Annotated in this window: 15 protein-coding genes and 3 pseudogenes; 15 read left to right on the plus strand and 3 right to left on the minus strand. The window is 31.2% G+C overall.

The window, feature by feature from the left end:
• Positions 1–105: 105 nt before the first annotated feature.
• Both pfkA and pyk read left to right on the plus strand, forming a co-directional pair.
• The gene (gene pfkA, locus BQ7358_RS00920) at positions 106–1,068 is read left to right on the plus strand and encodes a 6-phosphofructokinase (RefSeq protein ID WP_062172737.1); all 963 of its coding nucleotides are present in this window, start codon (positions 106–108) and stop codon (positions 1,066–1,068) included.
• A 94-nt stretch (positions 1,069–1,162) separates the two neighbouring features.
• Positions 1,163–2,608, plus strand: coding sequence for a pyruvate kinase (gene pyk, locus BQ7358_RS00925; protein WP_062172740.1), 1,446 nt, complete (start codon positions 1,163–1,165; stop codon positions 2,606–2,608).
• A gap of 244 nt (positions 2,609–2,852) precedes the next feature.
• On the opposite strand, the gene BQ7358_RS00930 is transcribed toward pyk, so the two are convergent.
• The gene (locus tag BQ7358_RS00930) at positions 2,853–3,866 is read right to left on the minus strand and encodes a lactonase family protein (RefSeq protein ID WP_072520107.1); all 1,014 of its coding nucleotides are present in this window, start codon (positions 3,864–3,866) and stop codon (positions 2,853–2,855) included.
• Between the two features lie 133 nt (positions 3,867–3,999).
• On the opposite strand from BQ7358_RS00930, the gene BQ7358_RS00935 reads away from it, so the two are divergent.
• The 5 genes and pseudogenes from BQ7358_RS00935 to BQ7358_RS00955 all read left to right on the plus strand — a co-directional run.
• The gene (locus tag BQ7358_RS00935; protein WP_062172744.1) at positions 4,000–5,001 is read left to right on the plus strand and encodes a glycosyltransferase family 2 protein; all 1,002 of its coding nucleotides are present in this window, start codon (positions 4,000–4,002) and stop codon (positions 4,999–5,001) included.
• 2 nt (positions 5,002–5,003) lie between these two features.
• On the plus strand, positions 5,004–7,028 hold the full coding sequence (locus tag BQ7358_RS00940) for a glycosyltransferase family 39 protein (protein WP_062172745.1): 2,025 nt from the start codon (positions 5,004–5,006) through the stop codon (positions 7,026–7,028).
• A 267-nt stretch (positions 7,029–7,295) separates the two neighbouring features.
• Positions 7,296–8,672, plus strand: coding sequence for an ISL3 family transposase (locus BQ7358_RS00945; protein ID WP_072520108.1), 1,377 nt, complete (start codon positions 7,296–7,298; stop codon positions 8,670–8,672).
• 353 nt (positions 8,673–9,025) lie between these two features.
• Positions 9,026–10,570, plus strand: a complete 1,545-nt coding sequence (gene guaA, locus BQ7358_RS00950) for a glutamine-hydrolyzing GMP synthase (protein ID WP_062172749.1) — start codon at positions 9,026–9,028, stop codon at positions 10,568–10,570.
• Between the two features lie 735 nt (positions 10,571–11,305).
• A pseudogene (locus tag BQ7358_RS00955) lies at positions 11,306–11,740 on the plus strand (transposase); the annotation flags it as partial.
• A 496-nt stretch (positions 11,741–12,236) separates the two neighbouring features.
• Here BQ7358_RS00955 and BQ7358_RS00960 read toward each other — a convergent pair.
• Together BQ7358_RS00960 and BQ7358_RS00965 are read right to left on the minus strand one after the other, a co-directional pair.
• Positions 12,237–12,428, minus strand: coding sequence for a hypothetical protein (locus tag BQ7358_RS00960; protein ID WP_062172750.1), 192 nt, complete (start codon positions 12,426–12,428; stop codon positions 12,237–12,239).
• 1,008 nt (positions 12,429–13,436) lie between these two features.
• Positions 13,437–13,910: pseudogene (locus tag BQ7358_RS00965) on the minus strand (DDE-type integrase/transposase/recombinase); the annotation flags it as partial.
• Positions 13,911–13,981: 71 nt separating this feature from the next.
• On the opposite strand from BQ7358_RS00965, the gene BQ7358_RS09115 reads away from it, so the two are divergent.
• The 8 genes and pseudogenes from BQ7358_RS09115 to BQ7358_RS00995 all read left to right on the plus strand — a co-directional run bounded on the left by BQ7358_RS09115 (position 13,982) and on the right by BQ7358_RS00995 (position 23,632).
• Positions 13,982–14,104 carry a type 1 periplasmic-binding domain-containing protein gene (locus tag BQ7358_RS09115; RefSeq protein ID WP_257721424.1) on the plus strand — a complete coding sequence of 41 codons (123 nt, stop codon included), beginning with the start codon at positions 13,982–13,984 and terminating at the stop codon, positions 14,102–14,104.
• Between the two features lie 268 nt (positions 14,105–14,372).
• Positions 14,373–15,266, plus strand: coding sequence for an ORF6N domain-containing protein (locus BQ7358_RS00970; RefSeq protein ID WP_062172755.1), 894 nt, complete (start codon positions 14,373–14,375; stop codon positions 15,264–15,266).
• Between the two features lie 3 nt (positions 15,267–15,269).
• Entirely contained in the window at positions 15,270–16,913 is a 1,644-nt protein-coding gene (locus BQ7358_RS00975; RefSeq protein WP_072520110.1) for a site-specific DNA-methyltransferase, read from the plus strand.
• Positions 16,910–18,715, plus strand: a complete 1,806-nt coding sequence (locus tag BQ7358_RS00980; RefSeq protein ID WP_200773550.1) for a DEAD/DEAH box helicase — start codon at positions 16,910–16,912, stop codon at positions 18,713–18,715. Before BQ7358_RS00975 ends, BQ7358_RS00980 begins: the two co-directional genes overlap by 4 nt.
• A gap of 36 nt (positions 18,716–18,751) precedes the next feature.
• A complete protein-coding gene (locus tag BQ7358_RS08730; protein WP_197415956.1) occupies positions 18,752–19,165 on the plus strand; it encodes a hypothetical protein in 414 nt (137 codons plus the stop codon).
• Positions 19,166–19,183: 18 nt separating this feature from the next.
• Complete coding sequence (locus BQ7358_RS00985) at positions 19,184–21,301, plus strand: AAA family ATPase (protein ID WP_083577624.1); 2,118 nt, start codon at positions 19,184–19,186, stop codon at positions 21,299–21,301.
• A 555-nt stretch (positions 21,302–21,856) separates the two neighbouring features.
• Positions 21,857–22,639 (plus strand): annotated as a pseudogene (locus BQ7358_RS00990) (SDR family NAD(P)-dependent oxidoreductase).
• 57 nt (positions 22,640–22,696) lie between these two features.
• Positions 22,697–23,632: an AraC family transcriptional regulator gene (locus BQ7358_RS00995; RefSeq protein WP_200773552.1), complete on the plus strand. Its 936-nt coding sequence runs from the start codon at positions 22,697–22,699 to the stop codon at positions 23,630–23,632.
• Positions 23,633–24,276 lie beyond the last annotated feature (644 nt).

The raw sequence follows: 24,276 nt of genomic DNA on the forward strand, positions 1-24,276 counted from the left end.
TAGAAAAAAGATAAAAAATATGATATTGTTGTAAAGTAAATTTAAAAATATTCAGTATAATATCTGATGAAAATCTATACAAAATATGGAAGAAGGTAAGACTACATGAAAAAAATAGCAGTTTTAACAAGTGGTGGCGATGCACCGGGAATGAATGCGGCGGTGCGAGCGGTTGTAAGAACAGCGATTTATAACGGATTGGAAGTTTATGGAGTATACCAAGGCTATAAGGGATTAGTAGAAAATAATATAAAAAAATTAGAAGTCGGAGATGTAGGAGGTATTATTAACCGTGGGGGTACAATACTTTATTCAGCACGTCTTCCGGAATTTGAAGATCCTAAAGTTAGACAAATAGCTATTAAAAATTTAGAAAAATTAGGTATTGACGGATTAGTTGTTATCGGTGGAGATGGATCTTATCGTGGTGCGATGGCACTTAGTAATGAGATGTCTATTAAAACAATCGGTATTCCCGGAACTATTGACAATGATATTTGCTGTACGGATTTTACCATCGGGTTTGATACTGCGCTTAATACTATTGTTGACGCAATTGACAAAGTTCGTGATACAGCTTCAAGCCATGAACGTGCGTTCATTATTGAAGTGATGGGTCGTAATGCAGGGGATTTAGCTCTTCTTGCCGGTATTGCCGGAGGTAGCGAAAGTTTGTTAATTCCTGAAAAAAGAGAAGATATTTCCGATATTGTAAGCAGAATTAAAGCCGGCGAAAAACGAGGGAAAAAACATTCTATTATTGTCTTAGCAGAGGGCGTTATGGGTGGACAAGTTCTAGCCGCACAACTTAAAGAATTAACAGGTGAAGAAATCAGATGTACTATCTTAGGGCATATTCAACGTGGAGGGACACCGTCAGCAATGGATAGAGTATTGGCATCACGCTTTGGAAATTATGCGGTTCAACTATTGCTGGCAGAAAAATCAGGTCGTGCTGTTGGTATTCAAAATAACAGATTAGTAAGTACACGTTTTGAAGATGTATTCAGTAATACACATGAAGTAGATTTAACGATTTACGATGTTTCTAAACAATTATCAATTTAGAAAATTATTTTTGTAAAATAGTGAAATAATTTGAAAACATATTGAAAATACGATACAATAAGTGTTGGATAAAAGCTAAGAGGTAAATAATTATATGATACAGAAAAAAACGAAAATTATTTGTACAATAGGTCCTAAATCAGAAACAAAAGAAAGATTAACCGAGATGGTAGAACTGGGAATGAATGTATGCCGTTTAAACTTTTCACACGGAGATTATGCTGAGCATGGGGCACGTATTAAAGCGATTAAAGAAGTAAGAGAAGAAACGGGTACCTGCCTTGCAATCTTATTAGATACAAAAGGGCCGGAAATTAGAACACATAATATGGAAAATGATGCGATTATCTTAGAAAAAGGGAAAGATGTTATCGTTTCAATGGAAGAAGTGTTGGGAACAGCGGATAAATTCTCAATTACTTATGGAGAATTGGTACACGATGTAAAAGCCGGGGATACTATTTTATTAGATGATGGTTTAATCGGTTTAACAGTAAATAATGTAGATACAGCTGCCGGGTTAATTTATACAACAGTTCAAAACGGTGGGGTACTTAAAAACAAAAAAGGTGTAAATGTTCCGGGAGTTTCAACAAAATTACCGGGAATTACTGAAAAAGATGAAGAAGACATTCGTTTCGGTTGTAAAAATGATATTGATTTTGTGGCAGCATCGTTTGTCCGTACAAAAGAAAATGTATTAGAAGTACGACGCATTCTTAAAGAGGAAGGGTGCGAGCATGTTCAAATTATTCCTAAAATTGAATGTCAAGAGGCTATTGATAATATTGATGAAATTATTGAAGTATCAGACGGTATTATGATTGCACGTGGTGACCTTGGAGTAGAAGTGCCGGCGGAAGAAGTACCGATTATGCAAAAATCAATTATTACTAAATGTAATCGTGCCGGTAAATTTGTAATAACAGCAACTCAAATGCTGGATTCAATGCAAAAAAATCCACGCCCTACACGTGCGGAAGTATCAGATGTAGCGAATGCAATCTACGACGGGACTGATGCGATTATGTTATCAGGAGAATCAGCAGCCGGTGCTTATCCGATTGAATCGGTTCGTACTATGGCAACCATTGCAAAACATACAGAAGAAATGCAAGATTATTCACGTATCCTAAAAGATCGTTCAAAAAAAATTGTATCAAAAGATATTACAAATGCTATAGGAGTGTCTGTGGGTTACACAGCATTGAACTTAGACCTGCACACAATCGTAACATATACAGAATCTGGGCAAACAGCACGTTTAATTTCCAAATATAGACCAAATGCGTCAATTTTGGCAGTGACACCAAGTGAAAAAGTAGCACGTGGTTTAAGTCTTGTATGGGGAGTTGATGCAAAAATTTCGGAACAGGTAAAATCAACAGATGAAATGTTGGATACAGCGAAGAAAATTGCAGAAGAATCGGGATATGCTAGAAAAGGTGATGCAATTGTGATTACCGGTGGTATTCCTGTGAATACTTCAAGAAGTAATGTAGGCTCTACTAACTTTTTAAAAGTGTCTGTAATAGATTAATAGTAAAAACTATACAAGGATCGGCTTATACTGATAAGTCGGTCTTTTCGTATTTTGAAATGAAATTCGTTACTATAAAGAGTTGATCGGAAAATCCGTTTTACTGCTAATCATTACTAAAGAATTTATCAAAAGTTACTACAAATAAAAAAAGAGGTGAAAACTTCACTTCTTTTTTTAGGTTATGGCAAAATAAAGGAAAATGCTTTCTATATTTATATAAAACCATTTTATATGAATGATTTTAATAAAATTTTATACAAACTGCTTCAGGTACCGAAATTTCTTTATCGACAGCTGTTAATTTCCCTGTAATTGTGTTAACCATGTATGTTGTAATGGTTCCACTTGTTTCATTTGTCGCAATGGCAAGATGATTGTCTTTGCTCAAATTAAAATCACGTGGATTTTGCCCATAGGTGCTAATAGTTTGGATATGGGTTAGGATGCCGTTATTATTTTTAAAGACGACGATACTGTCTTGACCACGGTTTGATACATATATGAAACGATTATTATTTGATATTTTTATGGCACTGCCCTTATTTTCTTTAACAAAATTAGAAGGTAAGGTTGCATAGTATCTAGGATTTGACAACTTACCATCGTCATAATCAAAAACTATAACTTCACTTGTAAGTTCGGTAATGACAAATGCATGGGTTAGTGTACTGTCAAAGATAATATGACGAGGTCCGCTACCACTTTTTACAGGAGTGGTATATCGTTTTGATAATATACTGTGTTCTAATGTGTATGTTGTGATTTCATCAGTACCTAAGTCACAGCTGAATACATATTTATTATCAGGTGTAAAGCCTGAAAAGTGGACATGGGGCTTTTCTTGACGAGGGTGGATACTGCTACCGAAGTGTATATCCGTAGATAAAAGTGAGGATAATTTACCATCTACTACGGAATAACTGTCAATCGTTCCGGTGTGATAGTTAGCTGACAGTAGATATTTATTATCCCGGCTTATTTCTACATAGCAAGGAGGATTGCCCTCTTTTTCAACTGATGTAAGTTCTTCTAATGTTCCATCGGGTAAAATTTTAAAACTTGTTACGGCACCGCTCTTATCTTTTTTTGATACGCTGTATAAATATTGTTTATCTGTAGAAAAGTCTAAATATGTCGGATTTTCTATCTTGGCTACCGATTCAATATTTTTAACTTTTCCCTGAACATCCAATTCTACTTTATAAATACCTTGACTTTCCTTTTTTGTATATGTTCCTATATAGGCTTTTGGCATAAATTATCTCCTAAACTGTTGTAATTATTTACATTATATCATTTTATTTATTACTCTGCTAATAAATGAAAAAATTTTCAAACTATGCTATAATAACTAAGATATATAAACCTTTTAGAATAGGGGAATGATAATGAGTAGAACACTAGACAGAACAAAAGACATTTTTTTAGATACAATGCTTTTGGGAAATGAAATTTTAATTAAACGAATAAAAACGTCAGGAAAAACTAAAATAACAGTTGTTCTTGCAGCATTTAGAAGTATTAGTAGATTACGTGATGTATTAGCAAATGTTTTTAATCAAACAATGCAAGAATTTGAAGTGATAATTATTGATGACTCAACCGAACAGAAAATAGAAGAATTTATTACAAATCACGATAACAGTAAGATTAATTACATTAAAAAGCAACTAGGGTCAAATGCCGCCGCAAAAAATTGTGCATTGGAATTTGCCAAAGGAGAATATGTGATTTTTCTCGAAGAAAATATAAATTTTGAAAAAAATTATTTTGAAAAATTATATTCCTCAGCAAACAATAATTCCTTAGATATAGCCATTGCAACTAGAAAAAATTATAGTACCGTATTAGAAAATAAAATAATTACCGGAGTAGATTATTTAATAACTGAAATTAAAATATTTAAAAATGATATAGACTATAATTTAACATCTTGTTTGTTTAAGAAAAAATTTCTTGATGTTTATAATCTTCAATTCCAAGAAGATATGTTGGCGTTGGAGAATTTATATTTTAAACTGAAAACATTTGATCTCGCTATGAAAGTTTGTCAAAGTGATAAATGTAGTTATAGAGAATTAACGGAACAAAAAACTGTTCGTAATCAGGCGATGATTTCAGCTTCAACAAGAAGAATAATGAATGCTACCGAAAGAATAGAAGTATTTAAAAAAGGGAAAAAATACGAAGAAACTCTTAATTTACTATGCGGTTATTTATGGCTTGATATACTTCGTATGTATGATAATATGGAAGAAGAAGTAGAATTGGTTCAATTAATAAAAACGAAGAAACATTATTTCGCTACCGACAGTTTTATAAATAAAATGTTATTGAATATATCACCGATAGTATTTGCCGGTCATTTAAACAGAAAAGAAAGGGGATAGTAATGAGAAGAATTTTACATAATGTGTTTGCATATGTTTTTATCGGACTTTTTACGATAGTGCTTATTTGGGCATATGTTGCACCGTTTGTTTATGAGCGTATTCTCAATCCGCTTGCTTTATTATTAGGTGTTCCGGTGTTCTTTATGTTATTTATATACGGGGCAAAAAAAATACTAAACACAGATGAAGAATTGTTAAAAAAATACAATAGAATTATTGTTGTGGTATATTTAATATTTCAAGCTATTATTCTATCGATGGATACGCTGAATTTTTCCGATGGTGCTGAAATAGAAAACGAATCACATTATATGCTAAACTATGGAAAATTTTCAGGTGAGCGTTATTTTTTAGTTTATCCGAATAATATTAATCCTACGATTATTTTATATTGGATATATCGTATAGCCGGGGTATTACATATATCAGAAGTATGGGCATTGCATATTTTTTGTTTTGCTATTACTTCAGTCACAATGTATTTAACATTTAAAACGGCAGGGAAATTGTTATCAAAGCAAAAACAAACAATTATACTGGCGCTGATGTTATTATATATTCCATTTCAAATGTATAGTTTATTTTACTATTCAGATAGTTTAATGGTTATTATGGTATCGCTTATCATTTATGTACTTATCCCATCTGACGGCAGTTTTATTTTTAGAACAAAACATATTGTAGCGGTTGCTATATTAATCGCTTTTGGCTGGAATTTACGTTCAAATATTATTATTGTTTTACCTGCCCTTATTGTTTATCTATTGTTTTTCAAATGGTATAAAAATTTAATGATATTACTTGTAACTTTCGCTATATCGTTTATTATTTTTGGTAAAGGGTTTGATATGCTGTGGAATCACTATGGTTTTATTCAAGACGCAGGATACAGATTTCCAATGTTACATTGGGTAATGATGGGGATGAGTATTCAAGGTGGAAGTTATAACTGGCAAGATTTTCAATTTACATATCTTAGTCAAAATAAAGCGGCGGATGATTTAGGATTATTCTTTAATCGTCTGACACATAGACCGTTATTTTTAAATTTATTGGTATTTGTCTTAAAAATACGTGGTAATTGGAGTGACGGGACTATAAATTACACCAACGGAACACGTGCTTTACGTGATGGCGACGGTTTTTTATGGCAGCTATTTTATGGCAGTAATAACAGCTTTTTTGTCTATATTTCGCAGATGATATATGTCGTTATAATCTTTGGTATGGTTTATTATATCTACAAGCGACGTAAAGAATATATTACATCGTGTTTCTTATTCCAAATTATTATATTCGGAGTATTTATGTTCCATCTGATTTGGGAAGCTAAACCTCGCTATGTTTACGCTTGGCTGCCGATTATTTTTATACTTGGGGCAAAAGGGTTAATACTCTTTGCTGAACGTTATGAAACAACTATTTTTGATCGTTATAAGAAAAAATTATATATTTCATTTGCTGTTGTTTTTGCCTTGCAAATTGGAACGGACAGTTTTTTACGCCCATCTTATTCAATGAATTTAGACTATGATTCACGTGTGATTAACGGAATCAGCATTTATGCAACGGATAACTATTTAAGAGACGGTATTGTCAGGGTAAATAAAGATACTGAGGTAGAACAAACATTTGAGGCAACTCGCAGTTTCAATTATATTCGAGGCTATATTTCATCATATGATGAAAAAAATAACTCACGTTATAAAGTTGAAATTATTGATAAAAAAAATAATAAAGTAGTAAGAGAACATACATTTATTTATCGTGAGTTGTATTGGGAAATCCCCCTACAAACTTATACATTGCGTTGGTATTTTGACGATTTGCCGGCAGGAAATTATGCAGTGAAATTTTCACAAATAGAAACTGAAAATAATGGCAGCATCGTCATATCAAGCGTACCGAATGAGATGGTTGATATGTACGAAGCTGGGAAACTTTATATTAACGGAGCAGACCAGAATAAAAAAGATTTATCATTGCAAATAGGTCACCGCTATAAAAAACTATGGTGGTATTAATATAAACATTGTTCTACGAAAATTAGGAAGATAAATATAATAAATTCTAATCCTATAATAAAGAAAAATAGGAAAATATTGTAGGGATTTTTAAAGTTCGCCTCTATGTCAAATACGAAGTATGATAAAAGTGCTAGGTAAATAGGTTGTATAATAAATACGGGGCATGGGAAAAATCCATACCTCGTATTGTTTTTTAATATACAAAAAGACAAATATCCAATATAATTAAAGTGCAAAAAAATAAACTATGAAAGGATATCTGTCATGAATAATTTTAACACAAAAACAAAAGAAATAAAAGAGGGAGAATTCATTAAAAACCTACTACAAATAAAAGATAAAAATATAACTATTGAGAAAACACATAACGAAACTATAAAAAATAATCAAAAGTACTTTGTATTCAAAGGTACCTTAACATATAAACCCAAGAAGTGTGAATGCTGTGGTTGTCTTAATAAAGGTTATACTGTAGTTAAAAACGGCTTTAATGAACTTACTAGAATTAATCTATTAAAAATATCAGGTATCCCTGCTTATTTGGAACTAAGAAAGCAACGTTTCAAGTGTAAAACTTGTAATAAAAAATTTGTAGCTACTACTTCTTTTGTAGATAAATACTGTAGTATTTCTAAAAATGTTAAGTTTTCTATAATGAGTGATTTAGCTGATACTTTATCTTTTAAACAAATAGCCAAAATGAATAATGTATCGGTTAATACTGTTATAAGAACTCTTTATAAATGTAAATCCCATGTAGACATTCTTAACTATAATACCTTACCTGAGTATTTATGCTTTGATGAGTTAAAGTTTACTAAAGATAGTAAAAATGGTATGAGTTTTATTTTTTTAGATGCTTTAACTCATGAGATTATTGATATAGTTGATGGTAGAACTGAGTATATTTTAAATAATTATTTTTCCAGATTTTCTAAAGAGGCTAGAAGTAATGTTAAGGCTATTTGTATTGATATTTATACTCCTTATATGAAGTTGATTAGAAATAAGTTTCCTAATGCTGAAATTGTTATAGATAGGTTTCATATTATTCAAAATGTTAATAGAGAACTTAATAGAACTAGAGTTAAGCTAATGAATATTTACAAAAAACAAAAAGGTATTAATTATACTCTTTTAAAAAATAATTGGAAGTTAATATTAGAAGATGAAAGTAATGTTACTCATGGTAGGTTTTTCTTTAATAGGAGTTTTAGGAGTTTAGTTACTAGACGTGATATTTTAGATTATTTATTAGGATTAGATTGTATATTTAAGGCTAGCTATGAGAGAGTTCAGGATATTAGATATGCAATAAGGTATAGAAATGAGTTGGAGTTTAAAGAATTAATTGAAAAATCTACTATCGATTTATCTGATGGTGTTAGTAAGGCTATTAATACTATGAGAAAACATAAAGAGTATATGCTTAATAGTGTTAGGTATTCTATTTCTAATGGTTCTTTGGAGGGTATTAATAATAAGATAAAGGTTTTAAAGAGAGTTTCTTATGGTTATAATAGCTTTTATAACTTTAGATTACGCATTTTAGTTGTTTCTAGGTTATTTGTTTCTGAGTATAAAAATAATATTTCTTTTAAGGGCGTTTTGAAAAATGCCAAGCAACACTGCATTGCTTAGCATTTTATCCTTATTTTTTCTCATGCCCCGTATTTGACACAGAGCCGGTAAATATAATTACTTAGCATTTTTTGATTTTAAAACCTAAGGAAGATTGTAAAATCAAATTAGACAGGAAAAATAAATAAATATTACAAAGCTTCCCCTAAATAAAATAATTTTTGAGTATTGTCCAAGATAAGTAAAATTTGATATACCTATATAGGAGATTATTCGTTATTTAGTTGAAATTTTTTAGTATAAACTAAATTTCACTAAAATAATTCAGCATTTTCCGTATTAAAGTTTTACATATTTCATATTAATTGATATAATGGTAAAGTATTATTTATAAAAAAACTAGGAGGAACGCTGTGAAACACGAATTTATATTAGTTCTTGATTTTGGAAGTCAGTATAATCAACTTATTACACGTCGTGTGCGTGAGTTAGGTGTTTATTCTGAGTTACATGATAATGAAATATCAATTGATGAAATAAAAAAAATGAATCCTAAAGGTATCATTTTATCAGGTGGCCCAAATTCCGTATATGAAGAGAACTCCCTAACTATTGATGATGAGATATTTAACTTAGGTATTCCGGTGTTAGGTATTTGTTATGGTATGCAGCTTATGCAACATAAATTAGGAGGTAAGGTGGAATCGGCTACAAGCAGAGAATACGGAGCACATAATATCAATGTAGTGACAGGTGCTAAATTGTTTGAAAATACACCGACCACTCAACAAGTGCTGATGAGCCACTCTGATAAAGTAGTTTCTTTAGCTTCAGGATTTAAGACCGTAGCAACAAGTGATAATTGTCCAATAGCCGCAGCAGAAAATGTAGAAAAAGGATTTTATTGTTTCCAATTTCATCCGGAAGTGCGTCATTCTGAATATGGTTATAAGTTATTGGAAAACTTTATCCGTAATGCTTGTCATTGTACTGAAAACTGGACTATTCAAAATTTTATTGAAGAAAAAATTGAAGAAATTCGTGCAGAAGTTGGAAATAAAAAAGTATTATGTGCCTTATCAGGTGGGGTTGATTCATCTGTTGTTGCCGCATTATTAGACAAAGCAATCGGAGAACAACTAATATGTATGTTTATTGATCATGGATTACTTAGAAAAGGCGAAGCTGAGGGTGTTATGTCTACATTTAGTAAAGAAGTTGCCGGCGGTTTCAATATGAATTTAATAAAGGTTGATGCTAAAGAGCGTTTCTTAGGAAAACTTAAAGGGGTTAGTGATCCGGAACAAAAACGTAAAATTATCGGAAATGAATTTGTTTATGTTTTTGATGAAGAGTGTGCTAAATTACATGATGTACCATTTTTAGCACAAGGAACACTTTACACGGATGTCATAGAATCAGGAACAAAAAATGCCCAAACGATAAAATCGCATCACAATGTAGGTGGACTTCCAAAAGACATGCGTTTTAAACTAATTGAACCCTTAAATACATTGTTCAAAGATGAAGTTCGTGCATTAGGAGAAGCTCTAGGCTTACCACATGAAATCGTTTGGCGTCAGCCATTTCCGGGTCCGGGATTAGGTATTCGTGTTTTAGGAGAAGTAACGGAAGAAAAACTTCAAATCGTTAGAGATAGTGACTTTATTCTACGTGATGTTATCGCTAAACGTGGCTTAGAAGGAGAAATCTGGCAATATTTTACGTGCCTTCCAGAAATTCGTTCAGTAGGGGTTATGGGAGATGTAAGAACTTACGATTATACAGTTGCTGTTAGGGCGGTAACAAGTATTGACGGTATGACAGCAAGTTGGGCACATATACCATTTGAAGTTCTTGAAGAAATTTCAGCTCGCATAGTAAACGAAGTAGCTCACGTTAATCGTGTAGTCTATGATATTACAAGTAAGCCACCGGCAACGATTGAGTGGGAATAATTGTAAAAACTTATCAAATCGTTGGTATAATCAACTTATAACAATACTTGATTTCCATAAATGCAACCATTTTGCAACCAATAAATAAAATAATATAATTTATTAGCTTAAAAAAAGTAAAGGGCAAGAGTATTTTTTCGTAACCTTAAAAATCTTCCTTGCTGATACTTTACTTTTTTTATTTTTTGCTATTTTCCTCTTATGCGAAAGCATACGGAAAGAATAAATTATTTGCTCTATGCTTTCGGTCTTACAGTATATAGCAAAAAAATCGCCCTATTATTCTCTTTTTAACATTCTTGCTCTGCACCGGAAAGAATGACTTTGTATTATTTTCGTTTTCGTGTTATACTTACATCGTTACTTTTTCACTAATCTCGTAACAGAGGGAGGTGTAACTCTATGCTTAATATTATATTTACTTTTATTATTTCTATCATGGCAAGTGTATTTGCTTATTATATTTGCAAATGGTTAGATAGATTTTTTAAAAAGTAACTAGCCTATATAAAAAAGACAGGATTCACGGTCCTGTCTTTTCTCTATGCAAATTATATTTACTTTTTGCTTATACACTAATTTTAAACTAATACTTTCTTTTTGTCAATTCCCTTATCCAGATTACAAAAAATAATTTTGTAGTGTTACAATAGATGTGAGACATATAATAAAAAAAAGAAGAGTAAATCCTGTATAATGAAGTTACCTACAAATCAAAAAAAGGAATTTACTCTTATGAAAACTATTATAACAGAAAATATAGAAAAAACACAACGATATATACCTCATACTTTACAAACAAGAATAGCTGCAGTTAAAACTTATAGAAATGGTAACTCTATCCGCTTTATTTGTAGGCGCTATAAAATATCAAAAGCCTCTCTTTTGCGTTGGAATAAAAAATATGACGGTACTAAAGAGTCTCTTATAGATAAGTCTCATAGACCTCATTCTATTCACCCTAACGCCCATACAGTTGAAGAATTGTCTTGGATTAAAAATCTTATTAAACGTAATCCTAATATTTCTATGATTGAATTATATGCTAAACTTAAATTCAACAAAGGTTATAAAAGACATCCTTGTTCTTTATTTAGAGTACTTAGAAAATTAGGCTTTTATAAAGATACTAAGAAAAAAGTAATTCCTTATAAACCTAAACCTTATGACACNTATCCAGATTACAAAAAATAATTTTTCATATATGACAAACTCAAAACCTTATTGAAATAGTATTGCTTATCTATTTGGTTCGAGAGTTAAACTCTTACCACAATAATAAAAAATAACCTTTTTTAGGAATGTGTTATTTAATTCGTTTAGACTTGGTAGCAGTTAGCCTTTGACCAGGCTGACTTTTTTTCTTGATTTCTTTTTTGTTTTCATTTATAATGACGATTAAGGTTTTGCGGAAAAGCAAGGAGCAAAAGACAGCACTGGTCAACCTTATGGTGTGCTGTCTTTCTTTTTTTTATTTTTATTTTTCTCGTTTTATTCAAAAATAAAGAAGACCATATGATCTTCTTTATCTTTGAAATTTATCTAATCTTTTCGCTTTTTCTTATTTTTTTTCTACGTTTCTCAATTAATTTATAAACTAATACTCCAGCTATACCACCTGGAATACCAAAATATAAAATAGATTCTAAACTTATATACATTTTATCTATTGGCTGTAAATACGTACTAAATGTCCATATTTAAAATATGCCACAATTCCTCTACTATAGTCGAAATTATTAGATATTAAATTTCCAACAACAACAGATACAATTATTGATACTGCTGCACTTCCAAAAACACCTATTCTAGGAATTAATGATATTATAGCACCAGCTAACTTAAAAGGTTTATTCATAATGAAATCCTCCTTAAAATTAATTTGATTAATATATATAAAAATTAATTAATATAAATAAAAATTGTAATTTTTAAAAAGTAAATTTACTAGTATACAGGGAAAAAATAACATAAAAAAAACTAAAAAGCAAACAAACTGTTTAGTTAAAGAAAAATAATTAATCGAATTTTTTTATCTCTTATATCAAAATAAAAAAAATTATTAACTTTTTATTTCTAATTCTACCCTCATCACCAATTTTATGTTGTTTGCTTTAAAAAATTCAAGGGCAAGAGTATTTTTTTTATTTAATAATAAATAAAAAAAATCTTCCTTGCTATCCCTTGATTTTTTTAATTTTTCGCTATTATTATTCCTTGCGAAAGCATACGGAAAAACAATTAATTATTTTTTATGCTTTCTCTCTATATATTTTATAGCGAAAAAATCGCATTTTTATTTTGTTGTCTCCCTTTTTTTGCTCTAGCTCCGGAAAAAACTAATTGGGATTATTCGTTCTTTTTATTTTTATGTTATAATTATTTTGCTATCTTGAATAATTAACACCGAGGAGGTGGAAACATTGAGCAATTCTTTAGAACTTTTACTTTTCTTGCTTATTAGAGAAATTTTAAATTCTAACAATAACAAAAATGATAAATAATAATTGTTCTTGGAATTAACGTTTCTTTTATTCATTTAGTCAGATAGCAGCCACCTTTTAGCCGAGGTAGCTTTTTGTACATTTGTAAATGATGTGAGACAAAAAAAGTAAAAAATAAATACCGGATATAATAGAATTACATAGAAGCTAGCTTCTATGTAAACCGTATGAAGCCCCCGACGTAAATTACATTATTTGATTAGATTTGCCAGCTTTAATTCCTTAGAGAACATTTCAGATTTCTAAAACTTATTTGTCAAGGATTTGAAAAAGGCGTAGCCCTTGTCCTTGACAAATAAGTTGTGAAATCTATTATCTAACAAGGAATTATAAAGCCGGCATATTTTTATAGACTCTTTCCGTAGCTCTTTTCTTTTTTCAACAGGAGAAAGCCAATTTAAAGTCTGCATAGGAAGACGGTTAGAGCGATATAGATACTTTTTCATCTGAGATACAAGATCATCATACGAAAAGAAAGATAAATGCCTGTAAAAACGTTCATTATCATTTCTATGACTACGTTCAACCTTACCGTTATGTCTAGGAGTTCTAGGTCTAATAAGTTGATGTTTAATGCCAAGATTATTACACAATACATCAAAAGGGTGTATTCGTTTAGTATCTTTAAAATGCGTAAATTCAAAACCATTATCAGTTTGAATTATCTTAGGTTTATACCCAAAATAATCAATAGCCATTTTAACAAATTGAACAGTAGAATATGATGATTGTTCTTTAAAAGGGAAAATAAATCTTTCCCTAGTAGCTTCATCAATAATAGTATATTGATAAAATTTATCAGGAATTTCTCCTACATAACAACGTTTAGGAACATATAACGATAGACGAGGCTATTTCAATTGCTGAACGTGATATTCAATCAGATGGTGAATTGCATGAAGCAGAAATGACACTGAAAGCATTGAGGACGAAACACTTTGGTAAGTATCGTGTGTTGTTATCAACTAAGGCGGTTCAAGATATAGACGATATTTATGACTACATTGCGAATCATTTGTTATCTTCTTAATCGGCTATAAGCACTGTTGAACAGATAGAAAAAGCAATTCTTTTATTAGATGAATTTCCAACCAAAGGAGCTATTTGAAAAGTTGGATAATTTGCCAATAAAGGCTATCGATAATTATTGGCTCAACAAAAAAACGGACTGATGAAAAATCAAGTCCGATTTTTTTAAGGTGTTGATTTTGGAGATATGGTTTCAATTATAGAGCAAAAGAAATAAAAAACTTGAGGTGGCAAAATGGAATCTCAAGTTTTAAAGGATGGAGGTATTTATGGCAGAAGATAAAAATCTCGTCATTGTTGATAATAAAGAAATACAGAATCTGATTTATACCATTAGAGATAAGCAAGTGATGATAGACAGTGACTTAGCTATTCTATATCAAGTTGAAACAAAATATTTAAACAGGCAGAGAAGCAGAAATGCCGATAGATTTCCAGAGGATTTTTGCTTTCAATTGACTAAAGAAGAGTATGAATTTTTGAGGTGCCAAAATGTCGCCACAAAAAAAGAAAGTGGTTCGGGTGGCAGAAGATATATGCCATATGTATTTACAGAACAAGGTATCGCCATGCTTTCTGCTGTTCTTAAAAGCGATGTAGCAGTCGAAGTCAGTATTAAAATTATGAATAGCTTTGTGGAGATGAGAAACTTTTTGCTTTCTAACAGAGAAATGTTTGCTCGTCTTGATAGAGTTGAGTTAAAACAATCAGGAACAGATAGGAAACTGGAGGAAGTCTTTAACTACATAGCTGCCAATACCGAGGTTAAGCAAAATGTTTTTTTCGATGGGCAAATATATGATGCATTTAGCTTTATTGTGGGACTTGTTAAAAAGGCTAAGAAAAAAATAATCTTAATTGATAACTATGTAGATGTCAACACCTTAAATATTCTGTGCAAGAAAAATCAAGGTGTGGATGTTACTATTACGACAGCCGGCAAAGGGAGCTTATCAACAAAAGATGTAACGAAATTTAACGCTCAATATCCAAAGCTATCGGTTAAAACTACTATGGATTTTCACGATAGATTTTTGATCATAGATAAAGCAGAAATTTATCATATTGGAGCTTCTATCAAAGATGTTGGTAAAAAGAGTTTTGGAATTACGAAAATAGAAGATAAAGACTTGGTTAAGAGTCTTGTAAATAAAGTGAGGTAGAGTATGGCGAATTTATCTAAAATCAAGCGAGAAAAAATGCTTGAGTATCTTGAGAAATTGAAGGTACAAAATAATAATGATGAAAACATTCGTGCTATTACAGAGATAGAAAATGCACTTAATGAAAAGAAATATGGTCTTGTATGGGAAGAACACTCTGAAAAAGTCGATAAAATGCTGGAACATAATATCCCGATCTTTATAGAAGATGAGACGAGAAAAATCACAGCAAACGAAGATGAACCATATAACTTTTTACTTGAAGGAGATAACCTTCATTCTTTGAAATTATTGGAGAAAACTCACAAGGGAAAGATTGATGTTACCTATATTGATCCGCCTTATAATACAGGGAATAAAGATTTTATTTATGATGATTCATTTGTAGATAAAACAGATGGATATGCACACAGTAAATGGTTGTCATTTATGGAGAAAAGGTTAGTGATTGCGAGAGAACTTCTTTCGAGTGATGGAGTAATATTTATTTCTATTGATGATAACGAACAGGCTCAATTAAAATTACTATGTGACAGTATATTTGGTGAGGATAATTTTATTGCAGTTTATAAATGGAACAAAACTGCTACAGCACCATCATTGTCACAAAAAGTCAGGAACAAGTATGAATATATTATTTGTTATGAAAAAATAAGAAATTCAATAAATTATAATGGCGGAACAGTGGACGGTGGAGATGTTCCGTTGTTGAATAGAGGAAATAATGTTAGGGACATTTTCTTTAAAAAAGGCAGTGTCAAGTTTATGTTTGATGGAGAATTAAAACCTGGAATTTACGACAGGGTTGAATTAAAAAATGATATAAAAATAATTGATGGATTAGCTGATAAAGATTTTACAATAAGTGGTGAATTTAAATGGACTCAAGAGACTTTGAATAAAGAAGTTGATTTAGGGACAACATTTATCGTGAAAAGTAAAAAGCTATCAATTCGTTTTATTAGAAAAGTAATAAAAAGCAAGCGTCCTTCCGATATAATTTCAAAAGAAGAATGTGGAGTAGATACAAATGAGACTGCTAAAAGAGAGCTATTCGAATTAGTTCCAAATAATAGCATGGATTATCCAAAGCCTAAATCCTTAGTATCTTATTTGGTCAAATTTAATGAATCTGGTCGTAAAAATAATATAATCCTTGACTTCTTCGCTGGGTCAGGCACTACTGGTCATGCTGTTATGCAACTTAATAAGGAAGATGGTGGTAATCGTAAATATATTCTCTGTACGAATAATGAAAACAATATTTGCGAGGAAATTACTTATCAAAGACTTAAGAATATTCAAGAGGAATTCCCACATAATCTGAAATATTATAAAACTGATTTTATACCAAAATTTTCTGATGATGAGGAAAGTATCTCAGATAAGATGATGGAACATATTAGAGAGTTGATTGAACTGGAATATGCTATCGAGCTTGATGATAAGAAATATATTATTCTTGACGATGAAGATGCGTTAGATAAAGCTATATCTAAAATTGAAAATGGCGGAAAATTATTTGTGCGTTCGGGTATATTCCTATCACGGAGTAATCAAAGAATACTTGAAGAAAAGGGGGTCAGTATCATTGAAATTCCGGAATACTATTTCAGAGAAGAACTAAAGGAGGTTGGCGAGCTATGATAAATATTAAACTTAAAAATTTTCAAGAAGATGCCGTTGACTTCTTATTTAGCAAAACAACAGACAGCAATTCCAAACCTAAGATTGTGATGCAGAGCCCGACAGGAAGTGGAAAGACTATTATTTTAGTTGCATATATTGAAAAATATCTCGATTTTCATAGAGATAGTGTAGTTTGTTGGTTCTGTTCAGGAAAGGGAGAACTTGAAGAACAATCGAAAGAAAAAATGGAACGCTTTGCTCCAACGCTAAAAACAGGAAATGTTTTCGATATTTTAAATACCGGTTTTGAAAGTGCGACTACCTATTTCATTAATTGGGAGACTATTACTAAAAAAGATAATACTGCTATAAGAGATAGTGAAAGGAAAAATCTGTTTGAACGAATTAGTGAAGCACATAATAGAAACTTAAATTTTATTGTCATCATTGATGAAGAACATCAGAATAATACTTCAAAGGCAGATGATATTATCTCGAGTATTAATGCAAAATATGAAATTCGTGTATCGGCAACTCCTAATAAAAGGGTGGTCGGAGAGTTCTATGAGATTCCTGAGATTGATGTTATAAACGAAGGACTTATTACAAGGTTTATGTACATTAATGATGGGCTTGATACAGTAGCAGTCGAAAATACATTACATGAGACAGATATTTTATTAGAAAAAGCAGATGAAATTCGAAAGCAAATTGCTCAGGCTTATATTGACGAAAAGGAAGATATAAGACCTCTTGTATTAGTTCAATTTCCTAACTTGAATGATGATTTAATAGAACACGTGGAAGAGAAGCTGAATTTAATGGGATATTCATATGAGAATAAGCTTCTTGCAAGTTGGTTTTCAGCAGAAAATAAAGAGGATAAAGATAGGAAGTCAAAGAAATTAGGGAAAATAAATATTGGAACAACAGAAGATGATAGCGTAACAAAATCAAATGCAACTCCTGTATTTTTGCTATTTAAACAAGCTCTGGCGACAGGTTGGGATTGCCCACGTGCAAAGATACTCGTTAAACTTCGTGAGAATATGAGTGAAACCTTTGAAATCCAGACTCTTGGTCGTTTAAGACGTATGCCTAAAGCAAAACATTACGGCAAAGAAATTTTAGACTGCTCTTATCTCTATACTTTTGACGAAAAATATAAACTGGAGGTTATTAAAGCTGGCAATGGTTTTGAAACTCAAAGAGTATTTATCAAAGAAGAACCTAAAAATATAAAACTGGTTAAAGAGATAAGAAACCTTGACGGCAGTTATGTTGATGAGCAGGCTATTAGAAACAGAGTTTATGAGTTTTTTAAGGAAAAGTATCATCTTTCAAATATCAAGGCGGATAATGTTAAATTACTAGAAAATAACAGTTTTGTTTTTGGAACAGCACTATCAAGACAGTATTTAATTGGTAAATATACAACTTTAATGGAAGTGAGAGAAGAAGTTGTTAATTATAGTGCTATGTCAATTGAAGTAAATACCCATACACATGGTATTGAACTTCAGCATAATGTTGATGCTATAAAGAAGCATGTAGGACTTGTATATAATAAAACCAGTCAGATCTTGAAAACATTATTCTTAAAAGGGTTCGGTAATAATAATTACAAACTCTTAAACTTAACCTTGCGGGAATATTATGCTTTTATTATCAACAATGCAGAATTTCTAAAACGAGATTTTATTGAGTTTTCCGGGCAAAGACAGGATCAACTTATGTTCCTTGAGAATAAGACGGAAGAATTTAAGATTCCTCTTGAAGAGCATTACAGGTATGTTCCATTTGAACGGTATGTAAAATAGCTGGGAAGCAATGTGTATAAAGGATATAACACCTCTATGATTACAGATGATTTTCGCTCGACTTCAGAAAGACTATTTGAGAAATATTGCGAGAAAAATGAAAATGTGAAGTATGTTTATAAGAATGGAGACAGTGGACAGCAATATTTATCAATCGTTTATGGAACAAATTTTGATAAGCAAAGACTATTCTATCCGGATTATATTGTGCAGCTTAAGGACGATACAATATGGCTAATTGAAACAAAAGGTGGAGAAAATCAAGGACAAAGTAAAAATATTGATGTTCAAATAGAAAATAAGTTTGAAGCATTTAAGCAGTTTGCGAATAAGCATAAGTATAAGTTTGGGTTTGTTAGAGATAAAAATGATGAACTGTATCTGAATAACACAGAGTATGTGGATGATACGAATAATGATAGATGGATATTGCTTGAGGAAGTGCTTTAGAGGAGGTGTAAATTTACAATGGAAAGTATGAAATTAGTACAATTTAGAGTTAGGAATTTTAAATCAGTACAGGATAGCGGAGTTATAAAATGTGAAAACATAACCAACTTAATAGGTGTTAATGAAGCGGGAAAATCCAACTTATTATTGGCATTGTGGAAATTGAATCCAGCAAGAAATGGGGAGATAATTTTCACGAGTGATATGCCTGTAGAAAAATTAGCAGAATACAGGACAAATCCAGAACAACATTATTTTATAGATGCTGAATTTAAAATTATAAAAAAAGATTTAATTGAAGATTTATCAAATGAATTTTGTATAGATGCTTCGATCTTTGATGATGTATTAGTATCAAGAAATTATGCTGGAAAATATATTGTGAAATTTCCAAAATTTGAAGAGAGAGGAATTACAATTAAAAATATACTTTTGGATAAAATAGGTGATTTTAAAACAAAGGTTAATGATTTGAGTAATGCAGGAAAAGGAGAAGATGGATTTAAAGAAAGTTTAATAGAGAAACTAGATGCTTTGTTATCTAAAATTGAAATAGAAACTAACATATCAACAAATCAGTATTTGAAATTAAAAGAAGAAGTAAACCAAATAGAAAAAAGTAGTATGGCAACATCATCAATAAATCCCCACATTGATGAATTTGTTGAAAAATTTTCTGGATTGGATGAAATTGTAAATTTATTGAATAAAGAGGAGAATTCCAATATACGGGACTTGGTTATAAAAAATTTACCTAGTTTTGTGTACTATGCTAATTATGGTAATTTAGATTCAGAAATATATTTGCCGAAAGTTATAAAAGATTTTAAATCTACTAAAGAACATAGCGAAAAATTTAATGCCAAAATACGAACTTTGAAAGTTTTGTTTGATTATGTTAATTTAAGCCCTGATGAAATAATGGAGATGGGGCAATACTCATATAGAACAAAAGAATATGGAACAATCACCGAATTAACAGAGGAACAGATTAAAGCTGGTCAAGAAAAAACCAAAGAGAGAGAAGTATTATTAAATTCAGCATCTACCAAATTGACAAAAGATTTTAAGGAATGGTGGAAGCAAGGGGACTATATATTTGATTTGAGAGCAGATGGTGAGTATTTTAGAATTTGGGTTTCAGACGAAAAACGCCCAGCACGTATTCCTTTAGAAGATAGAAGCACAGGATTACAATGGTTTTTAAGTTTTTTTATGGTATTTTTAGTAGAAAGTAAGGACTCATATAAAAATTGTGTTTTATTATTAGATGAAGCTGGTACATCGTTGCATCCTATGGCTCAAAAAGATTTATTGAATTTTTTTGAAAATCTTTCTATTACAAATCAAATAATTACAACTACACATTCTCCATTTTTAGTTGATGTAAATCATCTTGAGAGAACTAAGGTTGTATTTGTTGATGATAAAGGATATACAAAAGTATCTGAAGACTTGAGAGCCGGGGAGAAAAAGAAAAATGCAACAGGAGCGGTATATGCGGTTCATGCAGCATTAGGATTGTCTGTATCGGAAGGGTTATTAAATGGATGCAATTTAATTGTTGTTGAAGGACAATCTGATCAGTTTTATTTAAACGCTATTAAGCAATATCTCATTTCTACTAATAAAATTTCGCCTGTAAAGGAGATGATTTTTGTACCAGCAGGAGGAGTAAAGTCAGTGAAGCAATTAACATCGTTGATTGCTGGGAAACAGCAAGAACTTCCAGTTGTTGTATTAGATTCAGATAAGTCTGGGGAAGATTATGCTTCTAAATTAGAAAAAGAGTTATATTCTAACGACAAAGATAAAATACTAATGATAAAAAAATTTGTTGGAATTGAAAATGCTGAAATAGAAGATTTGTTTCCTGAAGTGATTTTAGAACGACCAATTGAAAGAATAATAAATGATAGGGACTTTAGATTTAAAGATGAATTTGATAGAAATAAACCAGTAATAAGCCAAATTGAAGAGTGGGCGAATACTTATTCTATAGATTTAATTCAAGGTTATAAAGTTGAGTTATCAAAGGATATTAAACGCGACTTAATATCAGGTAATATTTCTGAAATGATACCTGATGAATATATTACGAAATGGGTTTCACTCTTTAATAAAATTATAAGATAAGTAAATATCATATTGGAACTGGGACTGGTACGGGTAAAAAAATCTAAAAATGAGCTTAATTTAAACAAATTTTCCAGCATCTAACAAACGAGAAGCCTTTATCTTGAACGGTTTTGGATATATTGAACAGCAGAAAAAGAAGAGTGGGAATAGAGTAATAAATATGTTTCTGTCAATAAAACCGTTGAAAATACAGTATTTCAGCGTTTTGCAGGAGCAAAAATCTCCTCAGTGATACTGTTTTGATACTAAAAATAGGAAAAAGTAGGTCTGAAAGGGAGTTGTTGAATTTAGGTAAATTATTTGGAGGACATTTCATCATTTTTATGGGAGGCTTTTTTGGAAGTCGTGGTAAGGAAATTAGGATTTACCGAATTAAAATTACTATTTGTATTATAAGCACAGGAAATAAAGTTATCATTAGTATTTAGTTCTATGAAAAAACATTTGGCATAAATTGATAACAAAATGACGTGATATGATGTTTACGTTCTTTGTATTTTTATGTATAATATATCTATCAAAAGTAAACAGAATATAACGGAGGGAAATATTATGACAAATAAAACAGCACTTATTACAGGTTCTACAGGAGGACTTGGTTCTGAATTCGTAAAGCTTCATGCAAAGAGTGGTGGAGATGTTGTACTTGTCGCTCGTAACCAAAAGAAGCTTGATGAGCAAAAAAAAGAAATCTAGAATAACTATAGAGTTAAGGTATATACCATTGCTGTAGACTTCACAGATTATAATGCTGCTGAAGTAATCTATAACAGAGTTAAGGAGATGGGGATCGCCGTAGATTATTTAATTAACAATGCAGGGTTAGGTGGTCAAGGTTCTTTCGCTGATAGAACCATGGAACAGGATCTTGAAATGTTGAATGTAAATATTGTAGTACCTACAAAGTTGATGAAACTTTTCATTCCTGATTTTGTAAAATGTGGCAGTGGTAAAATACTGAATGTTTCTTCTACAGCAGCACTTACGCCCGGGCCTCTTCAGGCAGAATATTATGCATCAAAGGCATATCTGACTTCTCTGAGCAATGCAGTATGGTACGAGCTTAAGGGAACGGGAGTAACATGTACAGTCTTGATGCCGGGAGCTATGGATACAGGATTTGCTTCTGCAAGTGGACTGACTACAACAAAGATGTTTTCAAACGCAGGAAAGCCTAATAAAGTTGCAGAAGACGGCTACAAGGGTATGCTTTCAGGGAAACTCAGTGTTATTTCAGGATTACCCGGTTGGCAGAGTGTATTTGTAGGATTAATGCCTATGATGCCAAAAAAAACAATAATGGGATTTGTTGCAGATCAGCAGACAAGTCGTTAAAAGGAAGCTGTTATGAAAAAATATATAGTAGATGGACAGTATGGTAGACTGCTTGAAATGAAGGGAATGAAACTTAACGAAGTGTTGAAAAAGGCAGACCTGCCTATAGGAATTTTCACTTCAGACAGGGTGATGATGACTTCAGATGAATACAAGAGATTTATGGACGCCATAGGCATGCTTGTTCCCGAACCTGAAATATTTATTCATATGGCAACAGGGGAAGGAATCGAGATGTTCTCGCCTCCAATCTTTGCAGCCTATTGTAGCAAAAATGGCGAAGAATGTTTGAAGAGACTGGGTAGATATAAAAAACTAATTGGACCTATAGTGTATAAAATCACGCAAAGCGATGAAAATTTTATTATAAATTTGACTTCCGTAGACAATGGGGAGTTATCACAAACTTTTGTTATCGGAGAATTCCTGTTTCTTGTAAGTTTAATTAGAAGAGCAACGAAAGAGATGATTAAACCTATATCAGTTATGATACAAGGAAAAGAAGTAGGACATGAGTATTCTAAATTTCTTGGTTCTGAAATTGAAATATCTGATAGCAATGAAATTGTATTTTCTATAAGCGATATGCAGATTCCTTTTATCACAGAAAATAGTGCTATGCTATCATATTTTGAGCCGGAACTGGTTAAGCGTATTGATGAAATGGAAATAGATAACAGTGTAAGTGCCCGTATCAGAAGTGTAATGTCAGAGCTGCTTCCGGCGGGAAAATGCACCATTGATGATGCTAGCGAAAAACTGGGGATGAGTAAAAGAACTTTGCAAAGACATTTGAGTGAAGAAAATACAACTTTTCAAAAACAGTTAAATGCTACCAGAGAGGTACTTGCAAAACATTATATAAAAACAACTACTATGAGTGTTGATGATATAGCGTTTCTTTTGGGATACTTAGAAACAAACTCATTTCTCAGAGCGTTTAATACATGGACAGGTATGAGTGTTGGTGAATACAAAAGAAACGGTGTCTAAGGTTAATATTAAATATACGGTGATTTTAAATAAATTGAGAGTGTAAATTTCCGATTTATCTAAAAAATGGATTACTAAAAAAGCACACGGCATTAAGATTAAAATCTTTCGGTTGTGTAATAAATATGGTACATGAGAAAAAAGGCTCTGCGTCAAATACGGGGCATGAGAAAAAATAAGGATAAAATGCTAAACAACACAGTGTTGCTTGGCATTTTTTAAATTGCCATTAAGGATAGTATTATTTTTATATCCAGAAATAAATAGCCTAGAAACAATTAAAATTTTTCTTAGCTTTTCTCTAAAATTTTCTACATTCTCTCTATTCGGTACAGCACCTATTTTTAAGAATAGTATTTTTCTTTGTATTCAACTAGCTGACGTTAATACGGTTATTGTTAATTTTAATTCAACTATTTTTATTAAATTTATTACATGATTTATCTATAAAAATTTTTTCTTCATGAATAATACTTTTCTCATATTTCTTCTCTTTTATATTTGACAACCGTATATTATTTTGTTACAATAAATCCATACATTCTATTATAATATATAAGATAAAGAAACATATAAAATAAAGGATAAGTATTATTACTCATTATGAAATAATAAAAATAATGATTGAATTAATTATTTTTTAA

The sequence above is a fragment of the Gemella massiliensis genome (genome assembly GCF_900120125.1).
In the GTDB taxonomy this organism is placed as follows: domain Bacteria; phylum Bacillota; class Bacilli; order Staphylococcales; family Gemellaceae; genus Gemella; species Gemella massiliensis.